General features: G+C 66.4%; 23 protein-coding genes. 15 read left to right on the top strand and 8 right to left on the bottom strand.

The features are described from left to right. Nucleotides 1-30: 30 nt before the first annotated feature. From BR00_RS06430 to BR00_RS06415, 4 genes are all read left to right on the top strand, one after another. Entirely contained in the window at nt 31-447 is a 417-nt protein-coding gene (locus BR00_RS06430) for a cytochrome c3 family protein (protein ID WP_496476767.1), read from the top strand. Between the two features lie 145 nt (nt 448-592). Continuing rightward, nucleotides 593-1,816, top strand: a complete 1,224-nt coding sequence (locus BR00_RS06425) for a hypothetical protein (RefSeq protein ID WP_496476766.1) — start codon at nt 593-595, stop codon at nt 1,814-1,816. A 130-nt stretch (nt 1,817-1,946) separates the two neighbouring features. Further along, the gene (locus BR00_RS06420; RefSeq protein WP_496476765.1) at nt 1,947-2,126 is read left to right on the top strand and encodes a hypothetical protein; all 180 of its coding nucleotides are present in this window, start codon (nt 1,947-1,949) and stop codon (nt 2,124-2,126) included. Then, nucleotides 2,119-2,811 carry a ubiquinone/menaquinone biosynthesis methyltransferase gene (locus BR00_RS06415; protein WP_496476764.1) on the top strand — a complete coding sequence of 231 codons (693 nt, stop codon included), beginning with the start codon at nt 2,119-2,121 and terminating at the stop codon, nt 2,809-2,811. The genes BR00_RS06420 and BR00_RS06415 overlap by 8 nt, the downstream gene beginning before the upstream one ends. Nucleotides 2,812-2,816: 5 nt before the next feature. On the opposite strand, the gene BR00_RS06410 is transcribed toward BR00_RS06415, so the two are convergent. Beyond that, entirely contained in the window at nt 2,817-3,080 is a 264-nt protein-coding gene (locus BR00_RS06410) for a DUF2065 domain-containing protein (RefSeq protein ID WP_496476763.1), read from the bottom strand. Between BR00_RS06410 and BR00_RS06405 the strand changes: the two genes are divergently transcribed. From BR00_RS06405 to BR00_RS06380, 6 genes are read left to right on the top strand one after another with little or no spacing between them, the layout of a single operon-like run. Continuing rightward, nucleotides 3,072-4,382, top strand: coding sequence for a nucleotide sugar dehydrogenase (locus tag BR00_RS06405; protein ID WP_496476762.1), 1,311 nt, complete (start codon nt 3,072-3,074; stop codon nt 4,380-4,382). The genes BR00_RS06410 and BR00_RS06405 overlap by 9 nt on opposite strands. Before the next feature lie 41 nt (nt 4,383-4,423). After that, a complete protein-coding gene (gene mqnB / locus BR00_RS06400; RefSeq protein ID WP_496476761.1) occupies nt 4,424-5,020 on the top strand; it encodes a futalosine hydrolase in 597 nt (198 codons plus the stop codon). Continuing rightward, the gene (locus BR00_RS06395) at nt 5,017-5,787 is read left to right on the top strand and encodes a 1,4-dihydroxy-6-naphtoate synthase (protein WP_496476760.1); all 771 of its coding nucleotides are present in this window, start codon (nt 5,017-5,019) and stop codon (nt 5,785-5,787) included. Before mqnB ends, BR00_RS06395 begins: the two co-directional genes overlap by 4 nt. After that, on the top strand, nt 5,784-6,767 hold the full coding sequence (locus tag BR00_RS06390) for a polyprenyl synthetase family protein (RefSeq protein WP_496476759.1): 984 nt from the start codon (nt 5,784-5,786) through the stop codon (nt 6,765-6,767). Before BR00_RS06395 ends, BR00_RS06390 begins: the two co-directional genes overlap by 4 nt. A gap of 2 nt (nt 6,768-6,769) precedes the next feature. Continuing rightward, entirely contained in the window at nt 6,770-9,229 is a 2,460-nt protein-coding gene (locus tag BR00_RS06385; protein WP_496476758.1) for a sensor domain-containing diguanylate cyclase, read from the top strand. Continuing rightward, the gene (locus tag BR00_RS06380; protein WP_496476757.1) at nt 9,226-12,198 is read left to right on the top strand and encodes an AIR synthase-related protein; all 2,973 of its coding nucleotides are present in this window, start codon (nt 9,226-9,228) and stop codon (nt 12,196-12,198) included. Before BR00_RS06385 ends, BR00_RS06380 begins: the two co-directional genes overlap by 4 nt. A 146-nt stretch (nt 12,199-12,344) precedes the next feature. Here BR00_RS06380 and BR00_RS06375 read toward each other — a convergent pair whose 3' ends face one another. Genes BR00_RS06375 through BR00_RS06350 form a run of 6 tightly spaced genes read right to left on the bottom strand, consistent with a single transcriptional unit; the run spans nt 12,345 to nt 20,946 of the window. After that, a complete protein-coding gene (locus BR00_RS06375; RefSeq protein ID WP_496476756.1) occupies nt 12,345-14,270 on the bottom strand; it encodes a bacteriohemerythrin in 1,926 nt (641 codons plus the stop codon). Nucleotides 14,271-14,292: 22 nt separating this feature from the next. Next, nucleotides 14,293-15,711 (bottom strand): pyruvate kinase, encoded by a 1,419-nt coding sequence (gene pyk / locus BR00_RS06370; protein WP_496476755.1) that lies wholly within the window; start codon nt 15,709-15,711, stop codon nt 14,293-14,295. Nucleotides 15,712-15,748: 37 nt separating this feature from the next. Then, nucleotides 15,749-17,584, bottom strand: a complete 1,836-nt coding sequence (locus tag BR00_RS06365) for a UbiD family decarboxylase (RefSeq protein WP_496476754.1) — start codon at nt 17,582-17,584, stop codon at nt 15,749-15,751. Continuing rightward, a complete protein-coding gene (gene serB / locus BR00_RS06360; RefSeq protein ID WP_496476753.1) occupies nt 17,581-18,837 on the bottom strand; it encodes a phosphoserine phosphatase SerB in 1,257 nt (418 codons plus the stop codon). Before serB ends, BR00_RS06365 begins: the two co-directional genes overlap by 4 nt. Then, nucleotides 18,834-19,661 carry a DNA polymerase III delta subunit-related protein gene (locus tag BR00_RS06355; RefSeq protein ID WP_496476752.1) on the bottom strand — a complete coding sequence of 276 codons (828 nt, stop codon included), beginning with the start codon at nt 19,659-19,661 and terminating at the stop codon, nt 18,834-18,836. The genes serB and BR00_RS06355 overlap by 4 nt, the downstream gene beginning before the upstream one ends. 7 nt (nt 19,662-19,668) lie before the next feature. Beyond that, on the bottom strand, nt 19,669-20,946 hold the full coding sequence (locus BR00_RS06350) for an adenylosuccinate synthase (protein ID WP_496476751.1): 1,278 nt from the start codon (nt 20,944-20,946) through the stop codon (nt 19,669-19,671). Between the two features lie 258 nt (nt 20,947-21,204). Between BR00_RS06350 and BR00_RS06345 the strand changes: the two genes are divergently transcribed. Genes BR00_RS06345 through BR00_RS06325 form a run of 5 tightly spaced genes read left to right on the top strand, consistent with a single transcriptional unit; the run spans nt 21,205 to nt 24,791 of the window. Continuing rightward, complete coding sequence (locus BR00_RS06345) at nt 21,205-21,975, top strand: DUF4198 domain-containing protein (RefSeq protein WP_496476750.1); 771 nt, start codon at nt 21,205-21,207, stop codon at nt 21,973-21,975. 54 nt (nt 21,976-22,029) lie between these two features. Then, entirely contained in the window at nt 22,030-22,635 is a 606-nt protein-coding gene (cbiM, locus tag BR00_RS06340) for a cobalt transporter CbiM (RefSeq protein WP_496476749.1), read from the top strand. Between the two features lie 11 nt (nt 22,636-22,646). Continuing rightward, nucleotides 22,647-23,252, top strand: coding sequence for a NikL family nickel/cobalt ECF transporter subunit (locus tag BR00_RS06335; RefSeq protein ID WP_496476748.1), 606 nt, complete (start codon nt 22,647-22,649; stop codon nt 23,250-23,252). Next, nucleotides 23,245-24,006 (top strand): cobalt ECF transporter T component CbiQ, encoded by a 762-nt coding sequence (gene cbiQ / locus BR00_RS06330; protein WP_496476747.1) that lies wholly within the window; start codon nt 23,245-23,247, stop codon nt 24,004-24,006. Before BR00_RS06335 ends, cbiQ begins: the two co-directional genes overlap by 8 nt. A 41-nt stretch (nt 24,007-24,047) precedes the next feature. Then, nucleotides 24,048-24,791 carry an energy-coupling factor ABC transporter ATP-binding protein gene (locus BR00_RS06325; RefSeq protein ID WP_496476746.1) on the top strand — a complete coding sequence of 248 codons (744 nt, stop codon included), beginning with the start codon at nt 24,048-24,050 and terminating at the stop codon, nt 24,789-24,791. A 209-nt stretch (nt 24,792-25,000) separates the two neighbouring features. On the opposite strand, the gene BR00_RS06320 is transcribed toward BR00_RS06325, so the two are convergent. Then, nucleotides 25,001-25,801 (bottom strand): sulfite exporter TauE/SafE family protein, encoded by an 801-nt coding sequence (locus BR00_RS06320; RefSeq protein ID WP_496476745.1) that lies wholly within the window; start codon nt 25,799-25,801, stop codon nt 25,001-25,003. Between the last annotated feature and the right edge of the window lie 56 nt (nt 25,802-25,857).

The following is a 25,857-nucleotide window of genomic DNA, read 5'->3' as shown; positions in this document are numbered from 1 at the left end:
AGAACATTTTTTTGTGGAGGTAGAGGAAAAATGAAAAAATCCATGATTGTCAGCCTGTTCTGTGTGCTGCTGCTCGCTTTGGGCACTGCACCCCTGTTCTCGGCCACGGAAAAAGCCCCAGGCGATGACTACGTCATCAAGGCCCCGGAAGGCATGCAGACCAAGGACGGAAAACCCTTGCAGAAAGCAGTGCCGTTCCCCCATTCCAAACACGCGGCTTTCGAGTGTGCCAAGTGCCATCACACCATGGCAAAGGATGGCGCGATCAAACAGTGCACCTCGGCGGGCTGCCATGACTCCAAGGAAGCCAAGACCGCGGCCAATGCCAAGGACATCAAGCTGGTGGAAAACGCCTTCCACAAACAGTGCCTGGACTGCCACAAGGCGCTCAAAAAGGAAAAGAAGCCCACTGGCCCGACTGCTTGCGGCAAGTGCCACATGAAGTAAGGTGCCGGTAGCGCGGCGTTGTCAAAGCACAAGCACGGGCCCTTGGTTGCCCCATCCGTCCCGGCGGATGGGGCTTTTTTTTCGCGGCTACTTGGGATAGACGGCGAGGACATCAAGCACAGGCGACAACCTTGGCGGGGGAAGTATGCACGCAGACGACGAAATCATTGAACTCACGGACATCATCGAGGAAGACGCACCCATTACTTCGGGTCTGGACGACTTTCCGGCGGAAAACGCCGTGGACCCCAAGAGCCTGGACGACGAGCTCGACGCCCTCTTGGAGGACGTCTCCCCGGATCTCGACCCGCTGGCGGACCTGGACGCCCCCACGCCGCCGCAAGAAGATGCCTTCCCCGCGGCAACGGAAGTCCTTGATCCCGACGCCGACATCGTCCTCAACACGGAGGAGGATTCCCCGCTCGCCGCAGACGACCTGGACATCTTCGCCGAGACACCGGCCGTTGCCGACGACGCGCCGGCAGCGACTGCGGCAAACACCGAGCCCGCGGCGCCAGCGTCCGAGCCTTCCGCCGCAGCGCACGCAGACCTCCTGGAAGACGACCTCACGGCAGAGCCCGACCTGGGGCCTGCATCCGCCGAGGACGCCGATCTCCTCACGGAGCCAGACCTTGCGCCCCTGGCGTCCGACGCAGAAGCCCCCCTGGACGACGGGTCCACCCAGGAGGCGACCACGGTCGATGCGCCGGCAGGCGACGCCGAAGCAACGCCCGATCCGGAGGAGGCGCAGGAACCGGCTCTCTCCGAAAGCACGGAGCACACGGGACCCTTGAACCTTCCCGAGGACCCGGAGAAACTTCCTTTCTTCCCCGCGCTCATGGCCCTTGTCCTTGCCCAAGTGGACGATCGTCTCGCCGCAGCCACCGCCGCCGTGCGCCAGGACCCGGCGCCCAAAGCCGAAGCACCGGCGCTCCCGGACCTGGACACCTGGGCGGCCCCGCTGCGTGAAGAATTGGCCGCTCTGCGCGCAGAAATTGCGACCCTCTCGAAGGGTGCCGCCCCGAAGGCCCCCGAAGCGGCCCCATCTGCAGACGGCATCCTGCCGGAAGACGCCGCCGCCCTCCGGCAGACCATAGCGGCGCAAAATGCGGAGATCGAGGCCGTACGCGCCCAGGTGGCGGCCAGGGATGCCGAAGTGGCGGCCCTCAAACAGCAGCTCGCCGCCCGGGACGCGCAGATCACGGCCCTTGCCGCCCGTCTGGATGCCATGGCCCAAACCATGGAAAACGTGAACGCGAACCTGGAAGAACGGATCCACACCCTCATCGAGGACGAGGCCCCGCGGGTGGCTGCCCGGGCCATCCGTGAAGAACTGGCCGCGCTCATGGCGGAGGCAGGCCAAGAATAGGTATTTCAAAAACCGAAGGGGAAGGCTTCACCGGTTTTTTTCTTCGGTTTTTGCCGCCCGGACTCCCCAAAGCAGGTCAAGACCACTCCCCCCGGGCGGTTTTTCTTTGTTCCAACCAGGAAGGAGCCCTATGGACAGCGAACGCAAGCAGGCCCTGCAGGTGGCCAAGGAAGTGGTCATCAAGTTCATCGAGGTGGGGCGCATCTCGCCGGCCAATTTTGCCGAAAACTTCGCCCTGATCCACGATGAAGTGCTGCGGGTCATCACCAAGGCCCGTGAGAGCTCGTCCCGTGAGGAGCCCCATGCGTGACCCCCACGCCCGCCGGGTGGCGGGGCTCTTCGGCAACATTGCCCGCTTCTACGATCTTCTCAACCACGTGCTGAGCCTTGGCCTGGACCGGCTGTGGCGGCGGGCCATGGTGCGCTGTCTGCCGCCCCTGCGCGGCCCGGTCCTGGACCTCGCCGCCGGCACCCTGGATGTGAGCTGCGAGATCTGCCGCCAGCATCCCCAGGCCCAAGTGGTGGCCGTGGACTTTTCCCACCCCATGCTGGCGCGCGGGCACGCCAAACGCACCGGCCGGCCCATCTGGCCCGTGCAGGCCGACGCCCGGCTCCTTCCCCTGCCGGACGCCAGCGTCCAGGCCGTGACCGTGGCTTTTGGCATCCGCAACATCCGGCCGCGGTGCGACGCCTTTGCCGAGATCCTCCGCGTCCTGCGGCCCGGAGGAAAGCTCGTGGTCCTGGAATTCGGCACCGGCCGGCGCCGCATCTGGGGAGGGCTCTACAATTGGTATCTCCACCGGCTGCTTCCGGCCATCGGCCGTATGGTCTCCCGCGACCCGGAAGCCTACCGCTACCTGGCGGAGACTATCGCCGCCTTTCCCCACGAGGAGGCGCTCGCCCAAGAACTGGAAGAAGCCGGATTCACGTTGATCCGCTATACACCCATGGCCTCGGGCATCGTGTTTCTCCACGAGGCCAGCCGGCCGGAATGAAGACACTACGCGCGTCCCAAGGCCACCAAGCCCAGCCCCAGGGCGAGCATGAGCGCAGCCACCAGACGCAGGGCCCGGGGCGGCATGGCAGCCATGGTCCGGAAATAGCGGGGCATCTTCTCCGCAAAGAGAAAATAGGGCACCGCTTCCAAAACCAGGGCCAGCCCCAGGGCGCACAGCAGAGTTGGTCGATCCAAAGCCATGGCCGGACTTTGCCATAGGCCCAGGGACCTGTCGAGAGCACCAGAAAGGAGCACCTCATGATCCATATGGAAGATTTGCACCACCGCCGACGCGCCCTGGCCGTGGTGGGGCTCGGCTACGTGGGCCTGCCCCTGGCCGTGGCCTTTGCCCGGCACTTCGACGTCATCGGGTTCGATATTTCCCCCCAACGGGTGGCGGAGCTTTCCGCCGGCATCGACCGTACCCACGAGGTCCCGGCCAAAATTCTGGCGGAAACCGCTCTGCGCTACACCACCGACCCCGGCCTGCTTGCCGAGGCGGGAATCATTGTGGTGGCCGTGCCCACCCCCATCCGCCAGGACCGCACCCCGGATCTGGGTCCGCTCATTGCCGCCACCCGCACCGTGGGCGCGCACCTGCGGCCGGGCGCAGTGGTGGTCTACGAATCCACCGTCTACCCCGGACTTACCGAAGAAGAATGCGTGCCCGTCTTGGAGGCCACCTCGGGGATGCACTGCGGCGAGGACTTCTTCGTGGGCTACTCTCCGGAACGCATCAACCCCGGAGACCGCGAGCACACCCTCGCCTCGGTGGTCAAAATCGTGGCCGGCCAAACGCCGGAAGTCACGGAACTGCTCGCCCAGGTCTACGGCACCGTGGTGCGGGCAGGCATCCACCGCGCCCCGAGCATCAAGGTGGCCGAAGCGGCCAAGGTCATCGAAAACACCCAGCGGGACATCAACATCGCCCTCATGAACGAGCTGGCCATGATCTTCGACCGCATGGGCATCGACACCCAGGACGTACTCGCCGCGGCAGGCACCAAATGGAACTTCCTCCCCTTCCGGCCCGGGCTGGTGGGCGGCCACTGCATCGGTGTGGACCCCTACTACCTCACGGCCAAGGCCCAGAGCCTGGGGTTTCATCCGCAGGTGATCCTGGCCGGTCGGCGCACCAATGACGCCATGGGCAAGTTCGTGGCGGAAAAGACCGTCAAGCTGCTCATCGCCCAAGGCAGCCCGGTGCGCGGGGCCCAGGTGGGCGTCCTCGGCCTCACCTTCAAGGAAAACGTCCCGGACCTGCGCAATAGCCGCGTGCCGGACATCCTGGCGGAACTTGCCGAGTACGGCGTTGCAACCCACGTGCACGACCCCCTGGCAGACCCGGCCGAAGCGCTGGCGGAATACGGCATCGCGCTGAAGCCGCTGGAGGATCTCACGAACCTGGACGCCGTCATCATCGCCGTGGCCCACGCCCCCTTCGTCCAACTGGACCCCGCCATGGTGGCCGCCATGCACCGCCCTGGCATTCGGCCGGTGGTGATGGACGTCAAAGGGGTCCTGCCCAAGGACCGGTTCCTCACCGAAACCGTATACTGGCGCCTGTGATCCTCCTCGCCTGCCCCACTCAGCGGGAATGCGCCGCAGCCATGCGCCTCGGCCCATACCCCGAACTCCACGCCGCCGTGGTGGGCGTGGGCCCGGTAGCGGCTGCGGCCTCCACGGCCCGGATCTTGGGACAAATGCCGGCGCGCGGCGTCCTCCATCTGGGAATCGCCGGGAGCTTCGACCTCACCGCCGCCCCTCTGGGGGAGCTGGTCGTGGCGACCCAGGAAATCTGGCCCGAATACGGAGTGCGTCAGGCTGACGGCACCCTGACGCCCCTGGGCTTCCCCATGCTGGATGACGTCCCCGAGCCCGTCCTGCGCCTCGATCCCGACGCCGCGGCCCAAGCCCTGGGGCTCTCGCTTCCCAGGCAATGGATACGCGGCCCGGCCCTCACCGGCGCCGGAGTCACGGGAGACCCGGTGCTGGCCGCCCGGCTGCACCGCCAGTGGCAGGCCGTCACCGAGTCCATGGAAGGCTTTGGCGTGGCCCTGGCCGCCCGCCTGGCCGGAGTCCCTTTTCTTGAGGTGCGCAGCATCTCCAATGCCGTGGGCGAGCGGGACAAACGGCGCTGGGACGCCCCCGCCGCCCTCGCCGCCCTGGCCCACGCCACCCAAACCCTGTTTTCCCACCCGTCATGAACGTCGCCATCTCCCCCTGTCCCAATGACACCTGGATCTTCGGGTCGTGGATTCTCGGCCGCGTCCCTGGCCCTGCGGCCCGCTTTTTCTGGCACGACGTGCAGGAACTCAACGAGCGCGCCGCCCAGGGATGCTTCGACGTCATCAAGGTGAGCGCCGCAGCCGCCCTGGGCCTTGCCGAATACCACATCCTGTCCTGCGGCGGGGCCTTCGGCCTGGAACACGGGCCCAAGCTGGTCACGCGCACCCCGCCCCCCAAACACCTGCAGCGCATCGCCGTGCCCGGGCTCGCCACCACGGCCTATAGGCTGCTGCGCGCCGCTCTCGGCCCCGAGTTCGAGGCCGTGCCCACCATCTTTCACGCCATCCCGGAGATGGTCCAAACCGGCGCCGTGGACGCCGGCCTCGTCATCCACGAGACCGCCCTCATCTACGCGCGCCTGGGTCTCACCCTCGCCCTCGACCTGGGCCAGTGGTGGCGGGAAGTCTCCCACGGGCTCCCCATCCCCCTGGGGGTCATCGCCATGGACCGCAAGCACCCGCCCGAGGCCCGCGCCGCGGTGGAGGACGCCATCCGAAAAAGCCTCACCTTTGCCCGCAGCCATCCGGAGGCAGTGATGCCGCTGGTGCGCTCCCTCGCCCAGGAGCTTGACGCCCCCACGCTCGCCAACCATATTGCCGCCTACGCCAACGACTTGAGCCTGGATATGGGAGAAGCGGGCCGCGCCGCTCTCACACTTCTCGGCCACCTAGGGACCTCTCCATGACTCCATGCACCACGCAACAACTCAAGCTCGCCTTCCAGGCCGAGCTTCCCGCCATCCATGCGGCGATCCACGAAGAAATCGCGCGCCTGCCTCAAGCCGTCCAGCCCGTGGCCCGACACGTGCTGGACGCCGGAGGCAAACGCCTGCGCCCCATGCTCACCATCCTCACCGCCCGGGCCTTGGGCGGCGCGGAAGTCCACCTGCACGCCACGGCCGTGGCCCTGGAGCTTCTGCACTCCGCCACCCTCATCCACGACGACATCCTCGACGGGGCGACTACCCGCCGGGGCCGGCCTGCGGCGCATACCGTCTTTGGCCTCGTGCCCGCCATCCTCGCCGGAGACGCCCTCCTCGCCCACGCCAACGCCATCATGGCGCGCCCCGGCATCCCGGCGCTCACCACCTGCGCGGCCCAGGCCATCCTGGCCACCGCCGCCGGGGAGATCGAAGAAATCGCCGCCATGGACGCCCCGGCCCTTTCCCAGGAAGCGTACCTCGAAATCATCACCGGCAAGACCGCCTACCTCATCCAGGCGGCCTGTAAAGCCGGGGCCATCCTGGCCCGGGCGGACGCCGCCGTGGTGGACGCCGCCCGACGTTTCGGCCTGGGGCTGGGCATCGCCTTCCAATTGGTGGACGACGCCCTGGACTACGCAGCCACGGAAGCGGCCTTGGGCAAGCCCCAAGGGGGGGATTTGCGCGAAGGCAAGCGGACCCTGCCGCTGCTCCTGTTCCTCGAAAGCCTCCCGGACAACGAGCGCGGAGAACTTGCCGACCGCATCCAGCGCCGGGAGCTCTCTGCGGCGGATTTTGCGGATATCCAGCAGCGTGTGGTGGACGGCGGTTTTGCCCGCGCCACGGTGGAAAAAGCCCAAACGTACGTCCAAAGCGCGCTGAGCGCCCTTTCCCTCTTCCCAGTATCACCTGAGCGGGAACTTCTCCACACCATCGGCGAGTACGTCCTCAAACGGGAGAAATGACCATGCGCGCCCAACTGTCCCGAGCCCTGCGCGAAAGTCTGCGTGCCTCCTTTTCCCCGGTGGCGGCCAAACTTTTGGCCATCATCGTGGACCCCACGGCCGACGCCAAGGCGGTGGCCGACACCCTCCGCGCGGATCCAGCCCTGGCCGGGACGGTGCTCGCCCTGGTCAATTCCCCGGCCTACGGCCAAACTCAACGCATCGCCGATCTGCACCGTGCGGTGGTGGTGCTCGGGCGGCAAGAGCTCCTGCGCATCGCCCTCGCCGTTTCCCTGCACCGCAGCCTTGGCGTCGTCCTCCTGGAGCACGGCTTCGACCCCAATCTGGCGTGGCGCACCATCGTCTGGGGGGCGTTGGCCGCCGAGGCCATGGCCCAGCACGCCCATCCCTCGCTCGTGCAAGAAGCCTACTTGGCCACGTTGCTCAAGGACCTGGCGGTGCTCATCCTCACCGTTGCCGGCCGCCTGCCCAAAGGCGCCCCTGCGGACCTGATCGGCCCGGGACTGCCCGAGGCGATGGAGCACCACGCCCTCACCGCAGAGCTTCTCGAGTTCTGGAACCTGCCGCGCCCGGTCATCGAGGCGGTGCAGCACCACCACGATCTCGCCGGGGTCCTGGAGCACCCGCCGCTCACCCAGCTGGTCATCCTGGCCACCGCCTGGGCAGAAGCGGAATTCCGCACCCAACCCGCCCCCGAGGCGCTCGGCCAGGTGCATCTGCTCATCAAACGCGCCGTGGGCTTGGACGCCGCCGGGCTGGAGACATTGCGGGCAACCGTGGGGGAACGCTTCGACGCCATGTGCACGGTGATGCGCGTCAACTGGCAGACGACGTGGTCCTTCAAGCCCTACGCCGTGGACGACATCCAGGATTTTCTTGCCCAGGCGCGGGAGATCGAGGCCGTCACCGGAGACGTATCCGCCGTGGCCACGGTCATGGGCCGCCACGTCCGCTGGAATTGGGGCTGCCGGAGCGCGGAAGTGGTCTTGCGCGACCCCGAAGCTCCAGGATGGCTGCGCTTCGCCCTCACTCCGGCGGGCGCGACGCCTCTTGGCCGAGGCAACCTCCTTGCCACCATGCCTCTTCCGGCAAGTCTCAGCCCCATCCTCATGACGGACCACGACGAGCCTTTGGGCGAACTGCGCCTCTCCCAGGCCGACTGCGGGGAAAAATCCGCCACCGAGCTCTACGCCCGTCTGGCCGCGGCCAGTTACCGCCGCTACCTCACCTACCAGGCCCCCCAGCGCGCCAAGGCCGCCCTCTTGGAGAGCCTGCCCGTGGGCGTGGCCCTGCTCGGGGCAAACGGCCGCCTCATCGCCGCCAACAAGGCCTTGGGACGCTATCTCACCACAGCCGCGCCCAACGAGGCGCTGCTCACCGAACTCCTGGCCCTTTTGCCACACTCGGTGCAAACGGAGGAATGGCGCCAGTTTCTCGAGGATCCTCAGCAGGACTGCCATTGCACGGCCTTTTGCCCTTTGGACCCCCAGACGGCGGAAACCGCGCCCTGCATCAGCGTCAGCGCCTACCGCATGGCGAGCCGCGAAAACGCCTCCCGGCGCATCCTGCTCCTCATCCAGGACCTTTCCGCCGTGCATTTCCACGGCTTCGAGGCCGTGGAGCAGCGGGATTTCCTGGCAGGGCTTCTGCGCGTCATGCCTGATATCGTCATGACCATCGACGAGGCCGGGGTCATCGGCTTCGTGTCCAAGCCCTATGCCCAGGCCTTGGTGGGCCGCAACATCCTGGACTTGGGCACGTCCATGAATCCCCTCGACCCGCATTGGGACTTAAGCGCCCTCCTCGACCGCCGCGAACCAGTGGAAGTGCGCACGGTCCTCAACAACCGCGAGTTCGTGCTGGAGCTCTTGGGCATCCGGGTGCAGTCGCCCCGCTACCACGCCGTGCTCGTGGGCCGGGACATGACCGCGGTGCGCCGCCTGGAGCGCGCCATCAAGGACCAGGCCCTGCTCGATGCCCTCACCCGCGTCTTCAACCGCCACCACCTCACCAGCATCACCGAACGGGAAATGGACCGCAGCCGGCGCACGGGCAAGCCTCTGGGGGTGATCTTCTTCGACGTGGACCGCTTCAAACAGTACAACGACCGCCACGGCCATAGCGCCGGGGACGAGCTCCTTGCCGGCATCGGCGCCGTGCTGCGCGAAAATCTCCGCAAAGGCATGGACTATCCCTTCCGCTTCGGCGGGGACGAATTCCTGGTGCTCTGCGCCAACGCTTCGCCCGAAGGGCTCTCCCTTCTTGCCTCCCGCATCCAAAAGCAGACAGCGGCCCTCACCCAGGAGTGCACCCTGAGCATCGGCGCCACCCTACTTGCGGAAAACGACTCGGTACAAAGCCTTATTTCCCGCGCCGACGCCGCCAATTACCAAGCCAAACAAGGGGGCGGAAACACCTTCGTCTTTCTCGCCCCACCAGAGTCGCCAAGGAGTCCTGCATGATCGTTCGCATGGAAGTCGGCACCCGCGCCGACCTGCCCGATACTCAAGGCGCCCGGGTGGCGCACAAAATCCGCACCGAACTGGGACTCGCGGTGGACGCCGTGCGCCTGGTGAAGGTCTACACCATCGACGGCCTCAGCCCCGAGACGGCCACCGCGGCCTGTGATGCCGCCCTGCTCCATGACCCGGTGCTCCATACCGCCTCCCTCACGCCCCTGGAGCCGACTCCGGACTGGGCGCTGGAAGTGGGCTTTCGCCCCGGCGTGACGGACAACGAAGGCCGCACCGCCCGGGAGACCTTGTCCCTGGCCTTGGGGGTGCGCGGCGTCCAGGTCTCCACCGCCACCCAGTACCGCATCTTCGGCACACTCTCCCGGGCGCAGGTGGAGCACATCGGCCGGGACCTCTTGGCCAACGAACTCATCCAGCGCCTGCGCATCAAAAGCCGCCAGGAATGGGAAAAGGAACCGGGATTTGCCCCGCAGATGGCGGTGGTGGCAGCCACGGCATCGGCCGCGGTGGAGGTCATGGAACTTGCGTCCTTGGATGACGCGGAGCTTCTGGAACTCAGCCGTTCCCGCACCCTGGCCTTGAGCCTCGCCGAGATGCAGGCCATCCGCGCCTATTTCGCGGACCCGCAGGTGGCTGCCCGCCGCAGCCGCCATGGCCTCGGCCCGGCGCCCACCGACGCCGAGTTGGAATGCCTGGCCCAAACCTGGTCGGAGCACTGCAAACACAAGATTTTCAGCGCCCGCATCCACTACCGCGATGCAGTTACCGGGCATACAAGCACCATCTACAGCCTCTACAAGACCTGCATCCAGGCCACCACCGCCCGCCTACGCGCCCTGCGTGGGGCGGACGACCTGTGCCTGTCGGTCTTCAAGGACAACGCCGGCGTCATCCGCTTCGACGCCGAGACCAACCTCTGCATCAAGGTGGAGACGCACAACAGCCCCTCGGCCCTGGACCCCTACGGCGGGGCGCTCACCGGCATCGTGGGCGTCAACCGCGACCCCATGGGCACCGGCATGGGGGCGGAGTTGGTGTGCAACACCGATGTGTTCTGTTTTGCCTCGCCTTTTTACGACGGCGAGCTGCCGCCGCGGCTCTTGCACCCGCGCCGCATCTTCGAAGGCGTGCGCGAAGGGGTGGAGCACGGCGGCAACAAGAGCGGCGTGCCCACGGTCAACGGCGCCATCGTCTTCCACGAACGCTTCCTCGGCAAACCCTTGGTCTTCTGCGGCACCGTGGGCAAGATGCCGGCCACCGTGGCCGGCCGCCCCAGCCACGAGAAAAAGGCCCAGGTGGGCGACCGCATCGTCATGGTGGGCGGCCGCATCGGCAAAGACGGCATCCACGGCGCCACCTTCTCCTCGGAAGAGCTTCACGAAGGCTCTCCGGCCACGGCGGTGCAGATCGGCGATCCCATCACCCAGCGCAAGATGTACGATTTTCTCATGCGCGCCCGGAACCAGGGGCTCTACAACGCCATCACCGACAACGGCGCCGGCGGCCTTTCGTCCTCCGTGGGCGAGATGGCCCAAGACACCGGCGGCTGCGAGCTGGACCTGGCGCGCGCGCCCCTCAAGTATCCGGGGCTTGCGCCGTGGGAAATCCTCGTCTCCGAGGCTCAGGAACGCATGACCGTGGCCGTGCCGCCGCACAAGCTCGGCGCATTCTTGGACCTGGCCCGGGAAATGGACGTGGAGGCCACGGATCTGGGGGCGTTCACCGACTCCGGCCTCTTTCTCGTGCGCCACGGAGAGCGCGTGGTGGCGGCCCTGGACATGGACTTCCTGCACCGCGGCACCCCGCAGATGGAGCTTTCCGCCCTCTGGACCCCGCCTGCGGCCGCAGCCGCCACCTCCCGGCCGCGGGTGGAAAACGGCACCGACTTTTTGCTCGCCATGCTCGGCCGCCTCAATATCTGCTCGCGGGAATACGTCATCCGCCAATACGACCACGAGGTGCAGGGCGGCAGCGTCATCAAACCCCTCATGGGAGCGGGCGGCCCCACGGACGCCGCAGTGCTGCGGCCGCGGCTGGACAGCCTGCGCGGGGCGGTTCTCGCCTGCGGCATCTGCCCCAAGCTGAGCGACCTCGACACCTATTGGATGACCGCCAACGCCATGGACGAGGCCATCCGCAACGCCGTGGCCGTGGGCGCGGACCCCGACCAACTGGTTGGGGTGGACAACTTCTGCTGGTGCGACCCCATCGCCTCGGACAAAAACCCCGACGGCGCCTTCAAGCTCGCCCAGCTCGTACGCTCGGCCCGGGCCCTGTCCCACTTCTGCCACGCCTTCGGGGTGCCGTGCATCTCCGGCAAGGACTCCATGAAAAACGATTACCTGGGCGGCGGCGTCAAGATCTCCATCCCGCCCACGGTGCTCTTTACCGTGCTCGGCATCATGCCGGACGTGACCCGCGCCGTGTCCGCGGACTTCAAAAAACCCGGCGAGGCCCTCTACGTGCTGGGCATGACCCACGGCGACCTCGGAGGCTCGGAATACGCCCAGGCCCTGGGGATTTCCAGCGCCATCCCCCACGTGGACGCCCTCGCGGCCCGGCAGCGCTACCAGCGCCTCTATGCCGCCATCTGCGAAGGGCTCATCTCCGCCTGCCACGACGTCTCCGACGGCGGCATCGCGGTCACGGTGGCGGAAATGGCCTTGGGCGGGGCGCTGGGCGCGGTGGTGGACGCCTCCGCCATCCCGGCGCACGGCTGCCAGCACCCGGAAGAAGTCCTCTACAGCGAAAGCCCAAGCCGCCTGGTGGTGAGTGTGCCCCAAGACCGCACCCACGCCTTCGAAGCCCTCGTGGGCGCAGACGCCGCCCGCATCGGCGAGACGTGCGCCGAGCCCACGCTGCGCCTCACCCACGCCGGCACCCTCCTTGCCCAGGCGGCGCTCTCCGCCCTGCGCCACGCCTGGCAATCCCCCCTGGACTGGGGCCGCCAACGCTGAGCCTCGGCCGCATTCAGGCTTCCTCCACGACCAACGCCCCCGAAATGGGGGCGTTGGCATGAGAACCGGACCGAAGACGCGCTCACCCAGACGCGCCGGCCTTTGGCAAGACTGCGGCGCCCCGCGGCGGCACGTCTGGCAACAGTCTAGCGGACTCCTTTGCCCTGCAAGAAGGGTACATATTTTCGGTCCGTAACACAGATATGACTCATCAGCCAATCCTTGAGGAAATTGAGCAGCTCCTGAGCCAAGAACTCGTCGCCGGCGTCGAACTTCTTCGTGAAGGCAAGGGCCTTTTCCACCAACTTCTTATGAATGGTCTTGTGGGCCTCGGCCTCCGGATATCCATGCTGGTCGAAGAATTTCTCTTCCGTGCCAAAATGGTAGCCGGTGTATTCCACCAGTTCCTGGAGCACCCGCTTGGCGCCGGCGGCGTCGTTCTTCTCCACGGCCCGGTGCAGGCTGTTGATCATGGCCACGAGCTTTTTGTGCTGCTCATCGATGGTAGGGATGCCGAGTTCCAAATCCTGGGTCCACGGCATGAAGACCCCGCCGTCCTGGGCGCGGCTTCCTTCCTCCACAGTGATCCACTGCGAGAGCAAGTCCAGAACCTGGCTCAGCACCGGAGAGATCTCCTGGGAAAAGATCTGCATGATGTCCGCTGCCGACCGCCCTTCGGCCGTGGCCTGCCGCACCAGCCCAGCCGAGGCATGGAGCTTGTCGTGCAGGGGATGCAGAGTCTGGAGGATGCGCCGGACCTCGGGGTGTTCCGGCTGGTAGGTCTCCAGAAATTTGCCCAAGGCACACTTCTTGGGATCCATCTCCACTTCCGGTGGAACCCCCGCAACAATGGCCCGCATCACCGCATTGCCCCACGCAATGTGTTTGAAGAAGATGCTCTTGAGCCGTGCGGCTGCGGACAGACTTGCTTCCAAACGCGCCTCCATCCCCGGCGCGACCCCCACTTTGGACAGGACCACGGTGTTGGACTTGACGATACGCGCCATGGCCTCGCTGGCGATGGACACCTGGGGCGCGATGGCGGCGAAGTCCTCGGTGGAGGCCATAAGGGCGTCGGCCCGCTCTTTCACCACCGTGGCGGCTTCCTTGGTGCGGCGCACGTTGGTGGTGATCTCGGCCATGGTGGCGGTCTGCTCCTCCGTGGCGCTGGCGATGGTAGAGGCGAGGTCGTTGACCTCGGCCACGGAGCCGGTGATGCCCTGCACCCGAGCGATGGCGTCATCCACATCGCTCTGGATGCCTTCGATGAGGGCGGTGATCTTCTCCGTGGCCTCGGCGGTCTGCCGAGCCAGCTCCTTGACCTCGTTGGCCACCACGGCAAAACCGCGACCCGCCTCGCCGGCACGGGCGGCCTCGATGGTGGCGTTCAAGGCAAGCAGGTTGGTCTGGGCGGCGATGGCGCGAATCACCTGGCTCACGTCGCCGATATTGCGTGAGCTCTCGCTGAGCTTGGCGATGGAGGCCGCGGCGTTTTCCGCCTGCTCCCGGGCTTCGGCGGTCTTTTGGGCGGTCTTGGACACGGAAGTGGCGATTTCCGTGGTGGCCACGGACATGTCCTCCATGGACTGATAGATGGTCTCCGCGTCATGGACGGACTGCGTGGCCGCGCCCTGCACATCCTTGGCCATGGCCTCGGTGCGGGAGATCTGATCTTGCAGGCGCGCATCCAAGTTCATCAAAAACTGCTGCACCTCGCCCAGGATGCGGTTCTGACCGTCCACCGATCCAATGAGCCCCACCACAAAGGCCAAAAGGGCGTTGACAGGACGCTGGATCTGTCTGGCGGCAGCCCCGGAGAAATCGAGGACCTGCTGAAAGCGGCCGGTGCTGGCGGCATCAAGCACGTGCGCCATGGCGGCGAGGTCGCTCTCCCCCGACGCCTGCGCGGCAGTCCGCGCTCCACCGCGCGCCTGCCATCCCAACGTCCCGACCAGGGCCAGAGCCAAGAGCAACACCACGACACTGCCCCACGGGGCAGGTATGATGAAGCTCGCACCCGCGGCTCCAGCGGTGGCCACCGCCAAAATCATGGGCCATACACCGACGCGCATATCTCCTCCTTCTCCTCACGTATTACTTGTAATACACCTTGATCTCGTTGGTCATCACCGCCGGCATGCCGGGCGTGGCCTGGCCGCTGGCGATGACCACACTCTCGCCATGGCGGAAGCCCGCAAAAGATTGCACGAAGCGCTCCGCCCGCTTCTGGTGGCTGGGGATGGAGGCATCGCTCATCACCGGAGTCACGCCCCAGAAAAAGTTGAGCCAGCGCAGCACCCGGGCGTCGGTGGTCATGCCGTAGATGGGCTGCCGCGGCCGGCGGCTGGAGATGTACCGCGCCGTGGCGCCGGTGGTGGAGTGGCAGACGATGGCGGCGCTTTCGGCGTTGTCCGCCAAGAGACAGGCGGAATAGGCGATGAACTTGGGCGGATTTTTCTCTTCCTTGGGCCGATACGGGCCGCCGATGCGCTCCAGGTAATAGGGCTCGGCGTACTGGGCGATCTCCTGGATGAAGCGCACGGCCTCCACCGGATAGGAGCCGATGGCGGTCTCTTCCGAAAGCATGACGCAGTCCGCGCCGTCGAGCATGGCGTTGGCCACGTCCGTGGCCTCGGCCCGGGTGGGCACGGGGTTCTTCACCATGGAAAGGAGCATCTGGGTGGCGACGATGGCCGGTTTCTGGGCGTGGCGGCAGGCGCGAAGGAGCTTTTTCTGAATGATGGGCAGCTCCGCCGGGCTGCATTCCAACCCCAGATCACCCCGGGCCACCATGATGGCGTCCGCGGCATCCACGATGGCGTCGATGTCGTCCACGGCGTTGCGGCGCTCCACCTTGGCCACCACCGGGATCCAGGTGCCATGCCGGGCGATTTCGGCCTTGATGTCATCGATGTCGTCACGGCTCTGCACAAAGGACAAGGCCACGGCGTCGAGGCCGATGTCCAGGCCCTCGTGCAGGTCCCGGCGGTCCTTGTCCGTGAGCGCGGCCACACGCAGGCTTTTACCCGGAAAGGCGATGCCTTTGTTGGAGGTGAGCATCCCGCCGTTTTGCGCCTCCAAGAGGAAGAGCCGGTCCGGCTTCAAGACCTTGACCACCCGAAATTGGAGCATACCGTCGGACAAAGACACGGGCATGCCTTCGCCAAGACCTTCGAGAAGCTCTACCGCCTCCAGGCTGATGAAGATGTCCGTCTCCTGGGGCTTTTCGCCAGGCGCGCCCAAACACACGTAGGCGCCTTTGCGGATCTGCAAGGGAGAGCCCGCCACCTCGCCGATGCGGATCTTGGGGCCGCACAAATCCCCCATGACCGTGAGCAGCACCCCGGTCTCCGCCTCCACGGCGCGGATCTTCTGGATCACCGGACCGAAGTGGGCGGCGTCGGCGTGGGAAAAATTGAGGCGAAAGATGCGCACGCCATGGTGCACCATGGCACGCAATACACCAGGTTCCAGGGACGCGGGACCGAGGGTGGCCACGATCTTGGTCTGCATGATGGACCTCCTTGCAGGCTCTACGATAATCCGGACTCTAGATGCGGCCATACAGCGGACCGCCGGGGGCCGCAAGGGCGTCCACGCGTTTTTCCACCTCCGGGTCCATTTCCAAGGGCGGGGCATGGTAGGTCTTGAGCCGGGCGTCGATGACCATGGCCCGGCATCCCCAATGCTTGCAGTGCATCTGGGCGTCCACGCCATAGGTGTCCGTGGCCGGGTCGGAACGGGTAAAGGTCACCCACAGAAAGTTGTCCCAATGGCGGCAGGCAAAGTCCACGTCGTCCACCACCACAATCAGGGGAAGGCCCGACACGTCCCAGGCCGCAAGATAGCGGCACAGCTCCTCCATGGCGGGGTCCTGAGTATCCCGAGGCTGGGCGTGGGCAGGGCCGCCCAACACCACAATGCCGGGGGCAAAGAGCCGCGCCGGTCCAAAGCCTGCGGGGAGCGCCCCCGGCGCGGGCAAGACCGAAGCGAGCGTACGCTTGGGATCTCCCGCCGCGGCCCAGAGCACCTTGGAGCCCTGATTGAGGCTGATGCCCGAGTAATCCAGGGTGTCCATGGTGGTGCGGGTGATGAAGTGGAGATCCCGGGACAAATCCAACCGGCAGAGCACGTGGGCGAAAAACCGCGGCACGTCATGGCAGGAAAGCGCCGGGTCGTCTTCGCGGGCGGCGAGGAGCACGTACTTGGAAAGCGACGTCTGGGTGGATCCCAAAAGGGCCATGCCGTTGGTGAGGAGCTCCTGGGGCATGCGCTCTCCGGCATAGGGCACGTAACGCTCGCTGCCGACGGCCAAAAGCAGGGGGTGCACCCCGGCGGCGTCCACGGCGTGCACCTCGTGCACTCCGGGAAAGACCCGAGGCACGAGCTCGCCGGTAAGCTCGTGGATGAAGGCCCCGAACTCGGTGTCTTCCTGGGGCGGCCGCCCCACGGTGGTAAAGGGCCAGATGGCGTCCGGCCGGTGCCAGACGCGGTACACCCGCAGCACCGGGAAGGGGTGGGCCAGGCTGTAGTAGCCCAGATGGTCGCCAAAGGGCCCCTCGGGCTTGAGCAGTCCCGCAGGCACCTCGCCCATGATGCAAAAATCCGCCTGCGCCGGCACAGGCAGGCCATTGGCGCCGCGCACCAGCGGCAACCGGTGGCCAGCCAAGGCCCCGGCAAAGAGGATCTCGGGCATGCCTTCGGGAAGGGGCATCACCGCCGCCAGGGTCAAGGCCGGCGGCCCCCCCACCCACACGCTCACCGGAAACGGCCGACCCAAGGCCAAAGCCCGGGCATGGTGCGGGCCGATGCCGCGGTGGATCTGATAGTGCAGCCCGGCCTCGGCGTCCGGTTCCAGGGCGCCGCCGGAAATCTGCACCCGGTACATGCCGATATTGGAACCCCAAAGCCCGGGCCGGGCCGGATCTTCGGAGTACACCTGCGGCAAGGTGACGTAGGCCCCGCCGTCCTTGGGCCAAGACACGAGCTGCGGGAGATCCGAGAGCCGGCAGGACTGCGCCTGCACCGGCCCCTCCTGCACCCAGCGGGGCTGGGTACAGACCGCGGCCCGCAAGGCCTTGGGCCACAAGCGCGGCGAGCGCACAAAGGTCATGGGGTCGGCCTTGGCCGTGAGCATGGCCTCCACCAAGCGCAAGGTGGAGCGAAAAAGGTAGCGGATGCGCCGGCGGGAGCCAAAGAGATTGGCCAGCATGGGAAAGCGCGTCCCCCGCACCCGGGTCATGAGCACCGCCGGTCCCCCTGCGGCGTAGAGGCGGCGCTGGATGACCCCGGCCTCCAGATGCGGATCCACCGGCACGTCCAGGCGGATCAGTTCTCCCGCTGCCTCCAGGTCGGCCACGGCCTCGGCCAAGGTGCGATGGATCATCGTTGTGCCTCCTGCGCACGCTGCATCATGCCTTCCAGGGCCGCCATCTCCCGGTCGCGCAGGCCCAAAAGGTAGAGCACGCCGTCCAGGCCCAGGTTGGAGATGGCCTGGCTGGCCCCTTCCCGCACCACGGGTTTGGCGTGGAAGGCGATACCCAGACCGGCGATCTGGAGCATGGGCAGGTCATTGGCACCGTCGCCCACGGCAATGACCTGATCCAGGGAAATGCCCTCGGCCGCGGCGATGGCCCGCAGGCGCGCCGCCTTGCCCGGGCCGTCCACGATATCCCCCACCAAGCGCCCGGTGAGGCGGCCGTCCTTCACCTCCAACGCGTTGGCATGGACGAAATCGATGCCCAAACGCTCCTGCAGCACCCGGCCGAAGTAGGTGAACCCTCCCGACAAGATGGCCACCTTGTAGCCCAAGGCCTTCACGGTGCGCACCAAGCGCTCGGCCCCTTCGGTAAGCCGCAGGGACGCGGCCACCTGCCCGAGCACCGACTCCGGAAGCCCGGCCAAGAGCCGCACCCGCTCGGTGAGGCTTTGGCGAAAATCCAACTCCCCGCGCATGGCCGCCTCGGTGATGGCCGCCACCTGCGGCCCCACACCGGCCCGGGCGGCCAACTCGTCGATGACTTCGGCCTCGATGAGGGTGGAGTCCATGTCAAAACACACCAAGCGGCGGATGCGGCGAAAGACCGAATCCTCCTGAAAGGCCACGTCCACGCCCAGGTCACGGGAGAGCTCCAGCAAGGCGGCGCGCATGGCAAAGCGGTCCTGAGGCGTGCCGCGCACGGAAAACTCGAGGCACGCCCGGGGGGAGGCCGACGGCCGGGCCAGGGAAACCCGCTCCGAAAGCCGGGTGACGGTGTCGATGGAAAGCCCCTGCTGGGCGAGCAGCTGGCCCAACTGTGCCAGGTGCTGGGCGGTGAGCGAGCGACCGAGCAAGGTGACGATGTGCCGGGGCCGGCCTTGGCCAGCCACCCATTCCTCGTAGGCGTCCTCCGGGATGGGCGTAAACCTGGCCGAAAGCCCAAGGCCGTGGGCGCAAAAGAGCAACTCTTTGAGGATAGGCGCCGAGGCCGCACCCGGCGGCACTTCCAGCACGAAGCCCAAAGAGAGGGTCTCATGGATGACCGACTGGCACATGTCCACCACCCGCACCCCGAACTGCGCAATACTTCCCAAAATGGCAGCAAAAAAACCTGGCCGGTCTTCGCCGGCCAGCTGCACCAAAATGATTTCCCGCTTCATGCGCACAGCCTCCACAGTCCAACGGCCAGGGCCTCCAGGGCCAAGGCCGGATTCACCCCCAAACGCAGGCGATGGAGCGCCTCTTCCGCCAGCACCTGGGCCTCACGCACCGTCACCACATCCATGCGGCGGGTGAAGACGTCCGCCAGCTGCCCCTGGGGGACACCGCGCATGGTGGCGAGCACCGCCCGCAAGACCTCGAGCACCACTTCCTGCGCCAGGGCCGCGTCCACGGAACCGCCGGTGCGGGCAAGGAGATCCCCGCCGCCCGTAGCGGCAAACTCCGCCACAGAGGCGGTCCACGCCGCCGCCTCCTCAAGAGGCTCCGGAGAGACAGAGGCCAAGGTCAGCGCAAAGGCGCGGGAAACCACCGTGGGGAGGAGCACGTCCCGGTGCGGGACCGTCACACAGAACACCGTGGACGGCCCCGGCTCTTCGAGGATTTTGAGGAGCGCATTTTGCGCCTCCACGTTCATGGCCTGGGCCTCGGTGATGAGCACCACCCGCCGGGGCGCGGCCGCAGGCGGATCCAGGGCCATCTGGCGCAGGGCCCGGGCGTCGGCCACCTTGATCTCTCCGTCCTCGCCGCGCAGCCACACCAGATCGCGGCTGGCATCCTGAGTAACGGCATGGCACGCGGCACACGCGCCGCACGGGGGATCAATCTCCCGGCAGTGGACGGCGGCGGCCCAAAAAAGCCCCACCTGCCGCCGGCAGACGGCATCCGCGCCTTCCAAAAGCACGAGCGCCGGCGCATGAGGCGCCAAACGGCGCAGAATCCGCGTCACCCGCGCCTGGGTATGCACGACGGCGAAAACGTCCACCGCTTCCTCAGGCCACCGCGATGGTCTGCTCCCGATCCGGGCCCACGGCGATGAGGCGCACCGGAACTCCCGCAAGCTCCTCGATGCGGCGCACGTAGTTCTGCGCCGCCAAAGGCAGTTCGGCAAAACTGCGGCACCCGGAGATGTCTTCGCGCCACCCGGGCAAGGTCTCGTACACCGGCTCCACGGCGGCCATGGCGTTCTCTCCTTGCGGCGGATAGGCCACCTCGCGGCCGTCGGCCCGGTAGGCCACGGCAATGCGCAGCGGATCGACGCCGGAGAGCACGTCCAACTTGGTGAGGGCGATCTCGGTAAGGCCGTTGACCCGCACCGACTCCCGCAGCACTACGGCATCGAGCCACCCGCAACGCCGACGGCGGCCGGTGGTGGCGCCGAACTCCTGTCCGCGTTCCTGGAGCAGGTCGCCCACAGCGTCCGTGAGTTCCGTGGGGAAGGGGCCGGCGCCCACGCGGGTGGTGTACGCCTTGACGATGCCGATGATACGGGAAAGGGCCGCCGGCGCACACCCCGCCCCGGCCGCTGCATTACCCGCCACGGTATTGGAGGACGTGACAAACGGGTAGGTGCCGTGATCGATATCGAGGTGCGTGCCTTGAGCGCCTTCGAAAAGGACCCCTTGGGGGAGGGCGACGGCCACCTGCTCGGAGACGTCGTCCAAATAGGGCACGATACGCCGGGCAACGGGCACAAGCCGCTGCCACACGGCCTCGGCGTCCACGGCATCCTGACCGTAAAGGCCAGTCAACAAAGCGTTTTTCTCCACCAGGGCCTTTTCGATCTTCCGGCGCAAAAGCGCCTCGTCCGCCAAATCCGCGGCCCGGATGCCCACGCGCGCGGCCTTGTCTTCGTAACACGGCCCAATGCCCCGGCCCGTGGTGCCGATCTTGTCCGCCCCACTTTTGAAAGCTTCCCGGGCGGCGTCCAAAAGCCGGTGGTATTCCATGATGATATGGGCCTTGCGGCTCACCCGCAGCCGGGAAGGACGCACATCCACGCCCGAGGCTGCCAAGGTGTCGAGCTCCTGACAGAACACGAAGGGGTCCAGGACCACCCCATTGCCAATGAGGCAGAGCTTGCCCGGGTGGAGGATCCCCGAGGGGATGAGGTGGAGCACCGTCCTTGCGCCCCCCACCACCAACGTATGACCGGCGTTGTTGCCGCCCTGAAAACGCACGATGGCGCTCACCTGCGCGGTCAACAAATCCACGATCTTCCCCTTACCTTCATCGCCCCATTGGGCGCCCACCACCACGATTCCCGCCATGGCTGTCTCCTTCAAAAAAATCTCACCAGCGCTGCGCGCAAATGGCACTACCGCTTACGGGAGCCCCACGGGCAAGTCAATTTGCCGCCCCAAGCATTTGCCGCCCCCAGCACCCGCCTGCGTCTCGGCACCGCAACGATGACGAAAAAAAATATCCGAAGACTTTTTTGTTACGAACTCTTGATTCGTATCACGAAACCATATACAGAGCTTCGCGTTTGCAGCGTTTTACTCATCAAACCCCACAAGGAGTCTTCCATGCAGTTTCGTTCCCTCCTTCTCGGCGTGGCCCTGACGACCCTGGCCTCCCCTGCCCTGGCGCACTTCGGCATGGTCATCCCCTCCACCCCGGTGGTGGAAGAAAAAAGCCAGGCCACCGTGGGCCTCCAGATCAGCTTTTCCCATCCCATGGAAATGGTGGGCATGACCATGGCCAAGCCCAAAGCCGTACGTGTCATCACCGACGGTAAGGCAGAGGACCTCACCGCGCAGCTCACCCCCACCACGGTCATGGACAAAGAGGCGTGGAAGGTCAGCTACGCCATCAAAAAGCCCGGAGTCTACCAGTTCGTCCTCGAACCCACGCCGTATTTCGAGCCCGCCGAAGACAGCTACATCGTCCACTACACCAAGACCTACGTGTCCGCCTTTGGAGAGGAAGAAGGCTGGGACGAACCGGCCGGCCTCAAGACGGAGATCGTCCCGCTCACCCGGCCCTTCGGGAACTATGCCGGCAATGTCTTCCAAGGCCAGGTACTCGTGGACGGCAAGCCCGTACCCGGAGCCACGGTGGAAATCGAGCACTACAACCAAGGCAATGCCTACGAAGCGCCCAACGCCCTCCTGGTGACCCAGGTGGTCAAGGCGGACGACAACGGCGTCTTCACCTATGCCGTGCCCTTCCCGGGCTGGTGGGGCTTTGCGGCCCTCACCACGGCCAAGGAGAAAATCGCCCACGACGGCCAGCCCAAACCCGTAGAGCAGGGCGCCGTGCTCTGGGCCGAGTTCGTGGCGCCCCAGAAACGCTAACCCGCATCCGGGCGGCGGCCCAAGAGCGGTCCGCCGCCCCACGGAGTATCCACCATGCACATCGCTGAAGGGGTCCTTTCCCCCGCCATCCTGGTGGGCGGCGCTCTGCTCACCGCAGGCGGCACCGCCATGGGGCTCAAGCGTCTGCGCCACGAGGACCTCATGCTCGTGGCCCTCATGGCTGCAGCCTTTTTCGTGGCCTCCCTCGTTCACGTCCCCATCGGCCCCACCAGCGCCCATTTGGTCCTCAACGGCGCGCTGGGGATGCTTCTCGGCTGGGGGGCCTTTCCCGCCATCCTCATGGGGCTGGCCTTGCAGGCGCTCTTCTTTCAGTACGGAGGCCTCACGGTGCTGGGGATCAACACCTGGAACATGGCCGCCCCGGCGGTCCTCCTGGGCATCCTCTGCCGGCCGTGGGTCCTTCGGCCAGGTCAAGCCCGCACCATCGCCGCCTTTGTCTGCGGCTTTGGGAGCGTGCTTGGGGCCGGACTTTTGACGGCGCTCTCCCTCACCTTCACCGACGAGGGGTTTCTGCGCGCCGCCCAGGTCCTGTTCTTGGCCCACGTGCCGGTAGCCGCAGCCGAGGGAGTGCTCACCGCCCTGCTCGTGCGCTTCCTCGCCCGCGTGCGGCCGGAAACCTTCGGTATCGTCTCATCCTAAGGAGAAACCCCATGCGGATCCTCATCGCCACCCTTGTGTGCATCCTTGCCGCCACCGCGGCCTCTGCCCACCGCGTCAATATCTTTGCCTTGGTGGAAGGTCAGGAGGTCGTGGTGGAATGCTCCTACAGTAAATCCAAACCGGTCATGGGAGGCCGCGTCCAGGTGCTCGACGGCGCCACCGACGCCGTACTCCTGGAGGGGACAACCACCGACGCCGGCGTGTTCCGGTTTCCCGTGCCCGAAGCTGCGCGGCAGCATGGGCTGCGCCTCGTGCTCATTGCCGGCGAAGGTCACCAGAACGAATGGCGCATGGAGCCTGCGGAGTTCGGAGGGGCCCCGGCGGCCGTCTCCCCATCCACCGCCAAAGCCGCTTCGCCCGCAGCGGCGGCCGCACCACAGGCCGGCGCCGGGACCACGCAGGCGATCAACCCGGCCGAACTGGAGACGATCGTGCGCGCCGCCGTGCGCGCCGAGCTCGACGCCAAGCTGGCGCCGCTGCGCCGCGCCCTGCTGGAAGACAGCGGCCCCCGGCTGCAGGATGTCCTCGGCGGCATCGGCTGGATCTTCGGCCTCATTGGGGTGGCCGCATACTTTGGGAGCCGCCGCCATGGATGAGCCCTTCGCCCATGGCCGGGGCCTCCTGCACCGCATCGACCCCCGTGCCCGCATCCTTGCGGCGGTAGCCTTCAGCGCCAGTGTCGCCGCCATGGGGCAGCTTGTGGCTGCGGCGGCAGCCCTCGGCATCGCCCTGCTCCTCGTCATGGGTGCGGCCCCGCCCATACGCCCCCTGGTGCGCCGCCTGGCCTCGGTAAGCATCTTCTTCGGGCTCCTCTGGATCACCACCCCCCTCACCATGCCGGGCCCCACGGCCTGGGCCTGGGGGCCGCTGCACCTCTCCTGGCCGGGCATCCATTTGGCCGCCGCCGTCACCCTCAAAGGCCTGGCCATGATCCTCGCCCTCATCGCCCTGGTGGCCACCATGCACGTGGCGACCTTCGGCCACGCCCTGTGCCGCCTGGGCGTCCCAACCCCAGTGGCCATGCTGCTTCTGTTCACCTACCGGCAGGTGTTCGTACTCCACCAGGCGTGGACTCGCCTCAAGGATGCCGCCCGGCTGCGCGGTTTTGTCCCCCGCACCGACGCCCACTCCTACCGCACCATTGCCACCATGCTCGGACTCGTGGTGGTGCGGGCCCTGGATCATGCCCGGCGCGCCCATGAGGCCATGCTGCTTCGGGGATTTTCCGGAACCCTCACCAGCGTCACCACCTTCCGCGCCTCCTGGCAGGACGTCGCCTTCGGCCTGACCATGGCGGCCATCAGCGCGGCCCTCACCTGCCTGGACATCTGGGGCCTTCCTGGGCGCTGAACGCCTTGCCATGCCCCGCCCCTTCTGCCATAGCGCCGCCCATGCCGACACCCATCCTCGCCACCGAAGACCTTTCTTTTGGCTACCCAGGCCGGCCGCTGCTCCTCGACCGAATCCATCTCCGCCTCACCGCCCAGGACCGCGTGGGTCTCGTGGGCGCCAACGGCAGCGGCAAGACCACGCTCCTGCGGCTGCTCACCGGCCTTGCCCGCCCCAGCGGGGGACGCATCCTCTTTGACGGAGAAGAAGTCACCTCCGAGGACGGGTTCCGCCGCCTGCGCCAGGCCGTAGGCTTTGCCCTGCAAAACGCCGAAGATCAGCTCCTCTATCCCACGGTGCTCGACGACGTGGCGTTCGGTCCGCTCAACCAGGGCCTTTCTCCGGAAGAAGCCCGAAGCCGCGCCGAAACCACCCTCGCCATGCTCGGGCTCTCGGACTTTGCCGAGCGCCTCACCCACCGTCTCTCCGGCGGCGAGATGCGCCTCGTGGCCCTGGCCGGGGTCCTGGCCATGCAGCCAAGACTCCTGCTCCTCGACGAGCCCACCACCGGTCTGGACCCTGCCACCCGAGAACGCCTCATCGCCATCCTCCAGGAGCTTCCCACTGCCCGGCTGGTCATCTCCCACGACTGGGACTTTCTCGAAGCCACCTGCGACCGCTTTCTCCTCCTCGAGGCAGGACGCATGCACGACGGCTTTCAGCTCCATCCCCACTCCCACGTGCACGCCCATCCCCTGGGAAGCGCCCCGCACGAACACCCGGGAACTGCGAAAAATCCACGGTAATCCCAACGCTCGCCCACACATAAAACGCAGATTCCTGCGTGCGCTCCAGAACGCAGCAGCGCACATGCGCGCTATGGGACGGTTTTCGTGGAGAGATTTCCTGACCAGCCCTTCCCTAACCTGGCGGGGTGCACTGCCATGGAGGTCCTTCCCAACACCCAGGGGACGTGCCTGGCCCAGCCAGCTCACTGTGATCGCCCTGGTAAGGGCTACGCCACCACGCCCCAAAGCATCCGTAGGCCCACCATGAGCAGCAAGAGGGCGAAAATCTTTTTCAAACGGTCAACGGGCAGGGCGTGGGCCAAACGTACCCCGAGCGGCGCAGTGCATACACTCGCCAGAACGATCCCCAAAAGCGCCGGCAGTGAGACGAATCCCAGACACCACTCCGGCAGGCGCGGCACACCCAAACCATGCACAATGTAGCCCAAGGTGCCAGCAACGGCGATGGGAAAGCCAATGGCCGCTGAAGTACCGATGGCCCGATGCAGCGGGATATTATGCCACACCATAAACGGCACCGAAAGCGTGCCGCCGCCAATACCCACCAAACTCGAAACCGCGCCGATGACCACCCCCACCAGGCTCGTCCCCACCAGGCCGGGCATCTGGCGCGTAGGCTTGGGCCGCTTGCCGGAAAGCATCTGCCAGCACACGAAAAAGAGAAAGACCACAAACACCACTTTGAGCACCCGGGTGGGAAGCACGGCAGCCACGAACGTCCCTGCATAGGTCCCCACCAGGATCCCCAGACAGATACGCCGCACGACATCCCAGGCCACCGCCCCCCGGCGATGGTGGGCCATGAAGCTGGAAACCGCAGTAAACATAATGCTGGCCATGGAAGTCCCCAGAGCAAGTTGCATCATACTCGCCCCGTCCACCCCCTGCCAGGTGAAGCACAGCACCAGCATAGGGACGATGACGAGCCCGCCGCCAATACCAAAAAGCCCGGCCAACACCCCGGCCACGGCACCCACCGCAAGATAGACTGCAAAAATTTCAAGCATATATCATCTCCTGCACCAAAATTGGTCAGACCAATTCCTGCCAGATCCGCACCCCT

It is taken from the genome of Thermodesulfomicrobium thermophilum DSM 16697, assembly GCF_059568695.1.
This window is presented reverse-complemented; position numbering and strand designations above follow the sequence as displayed.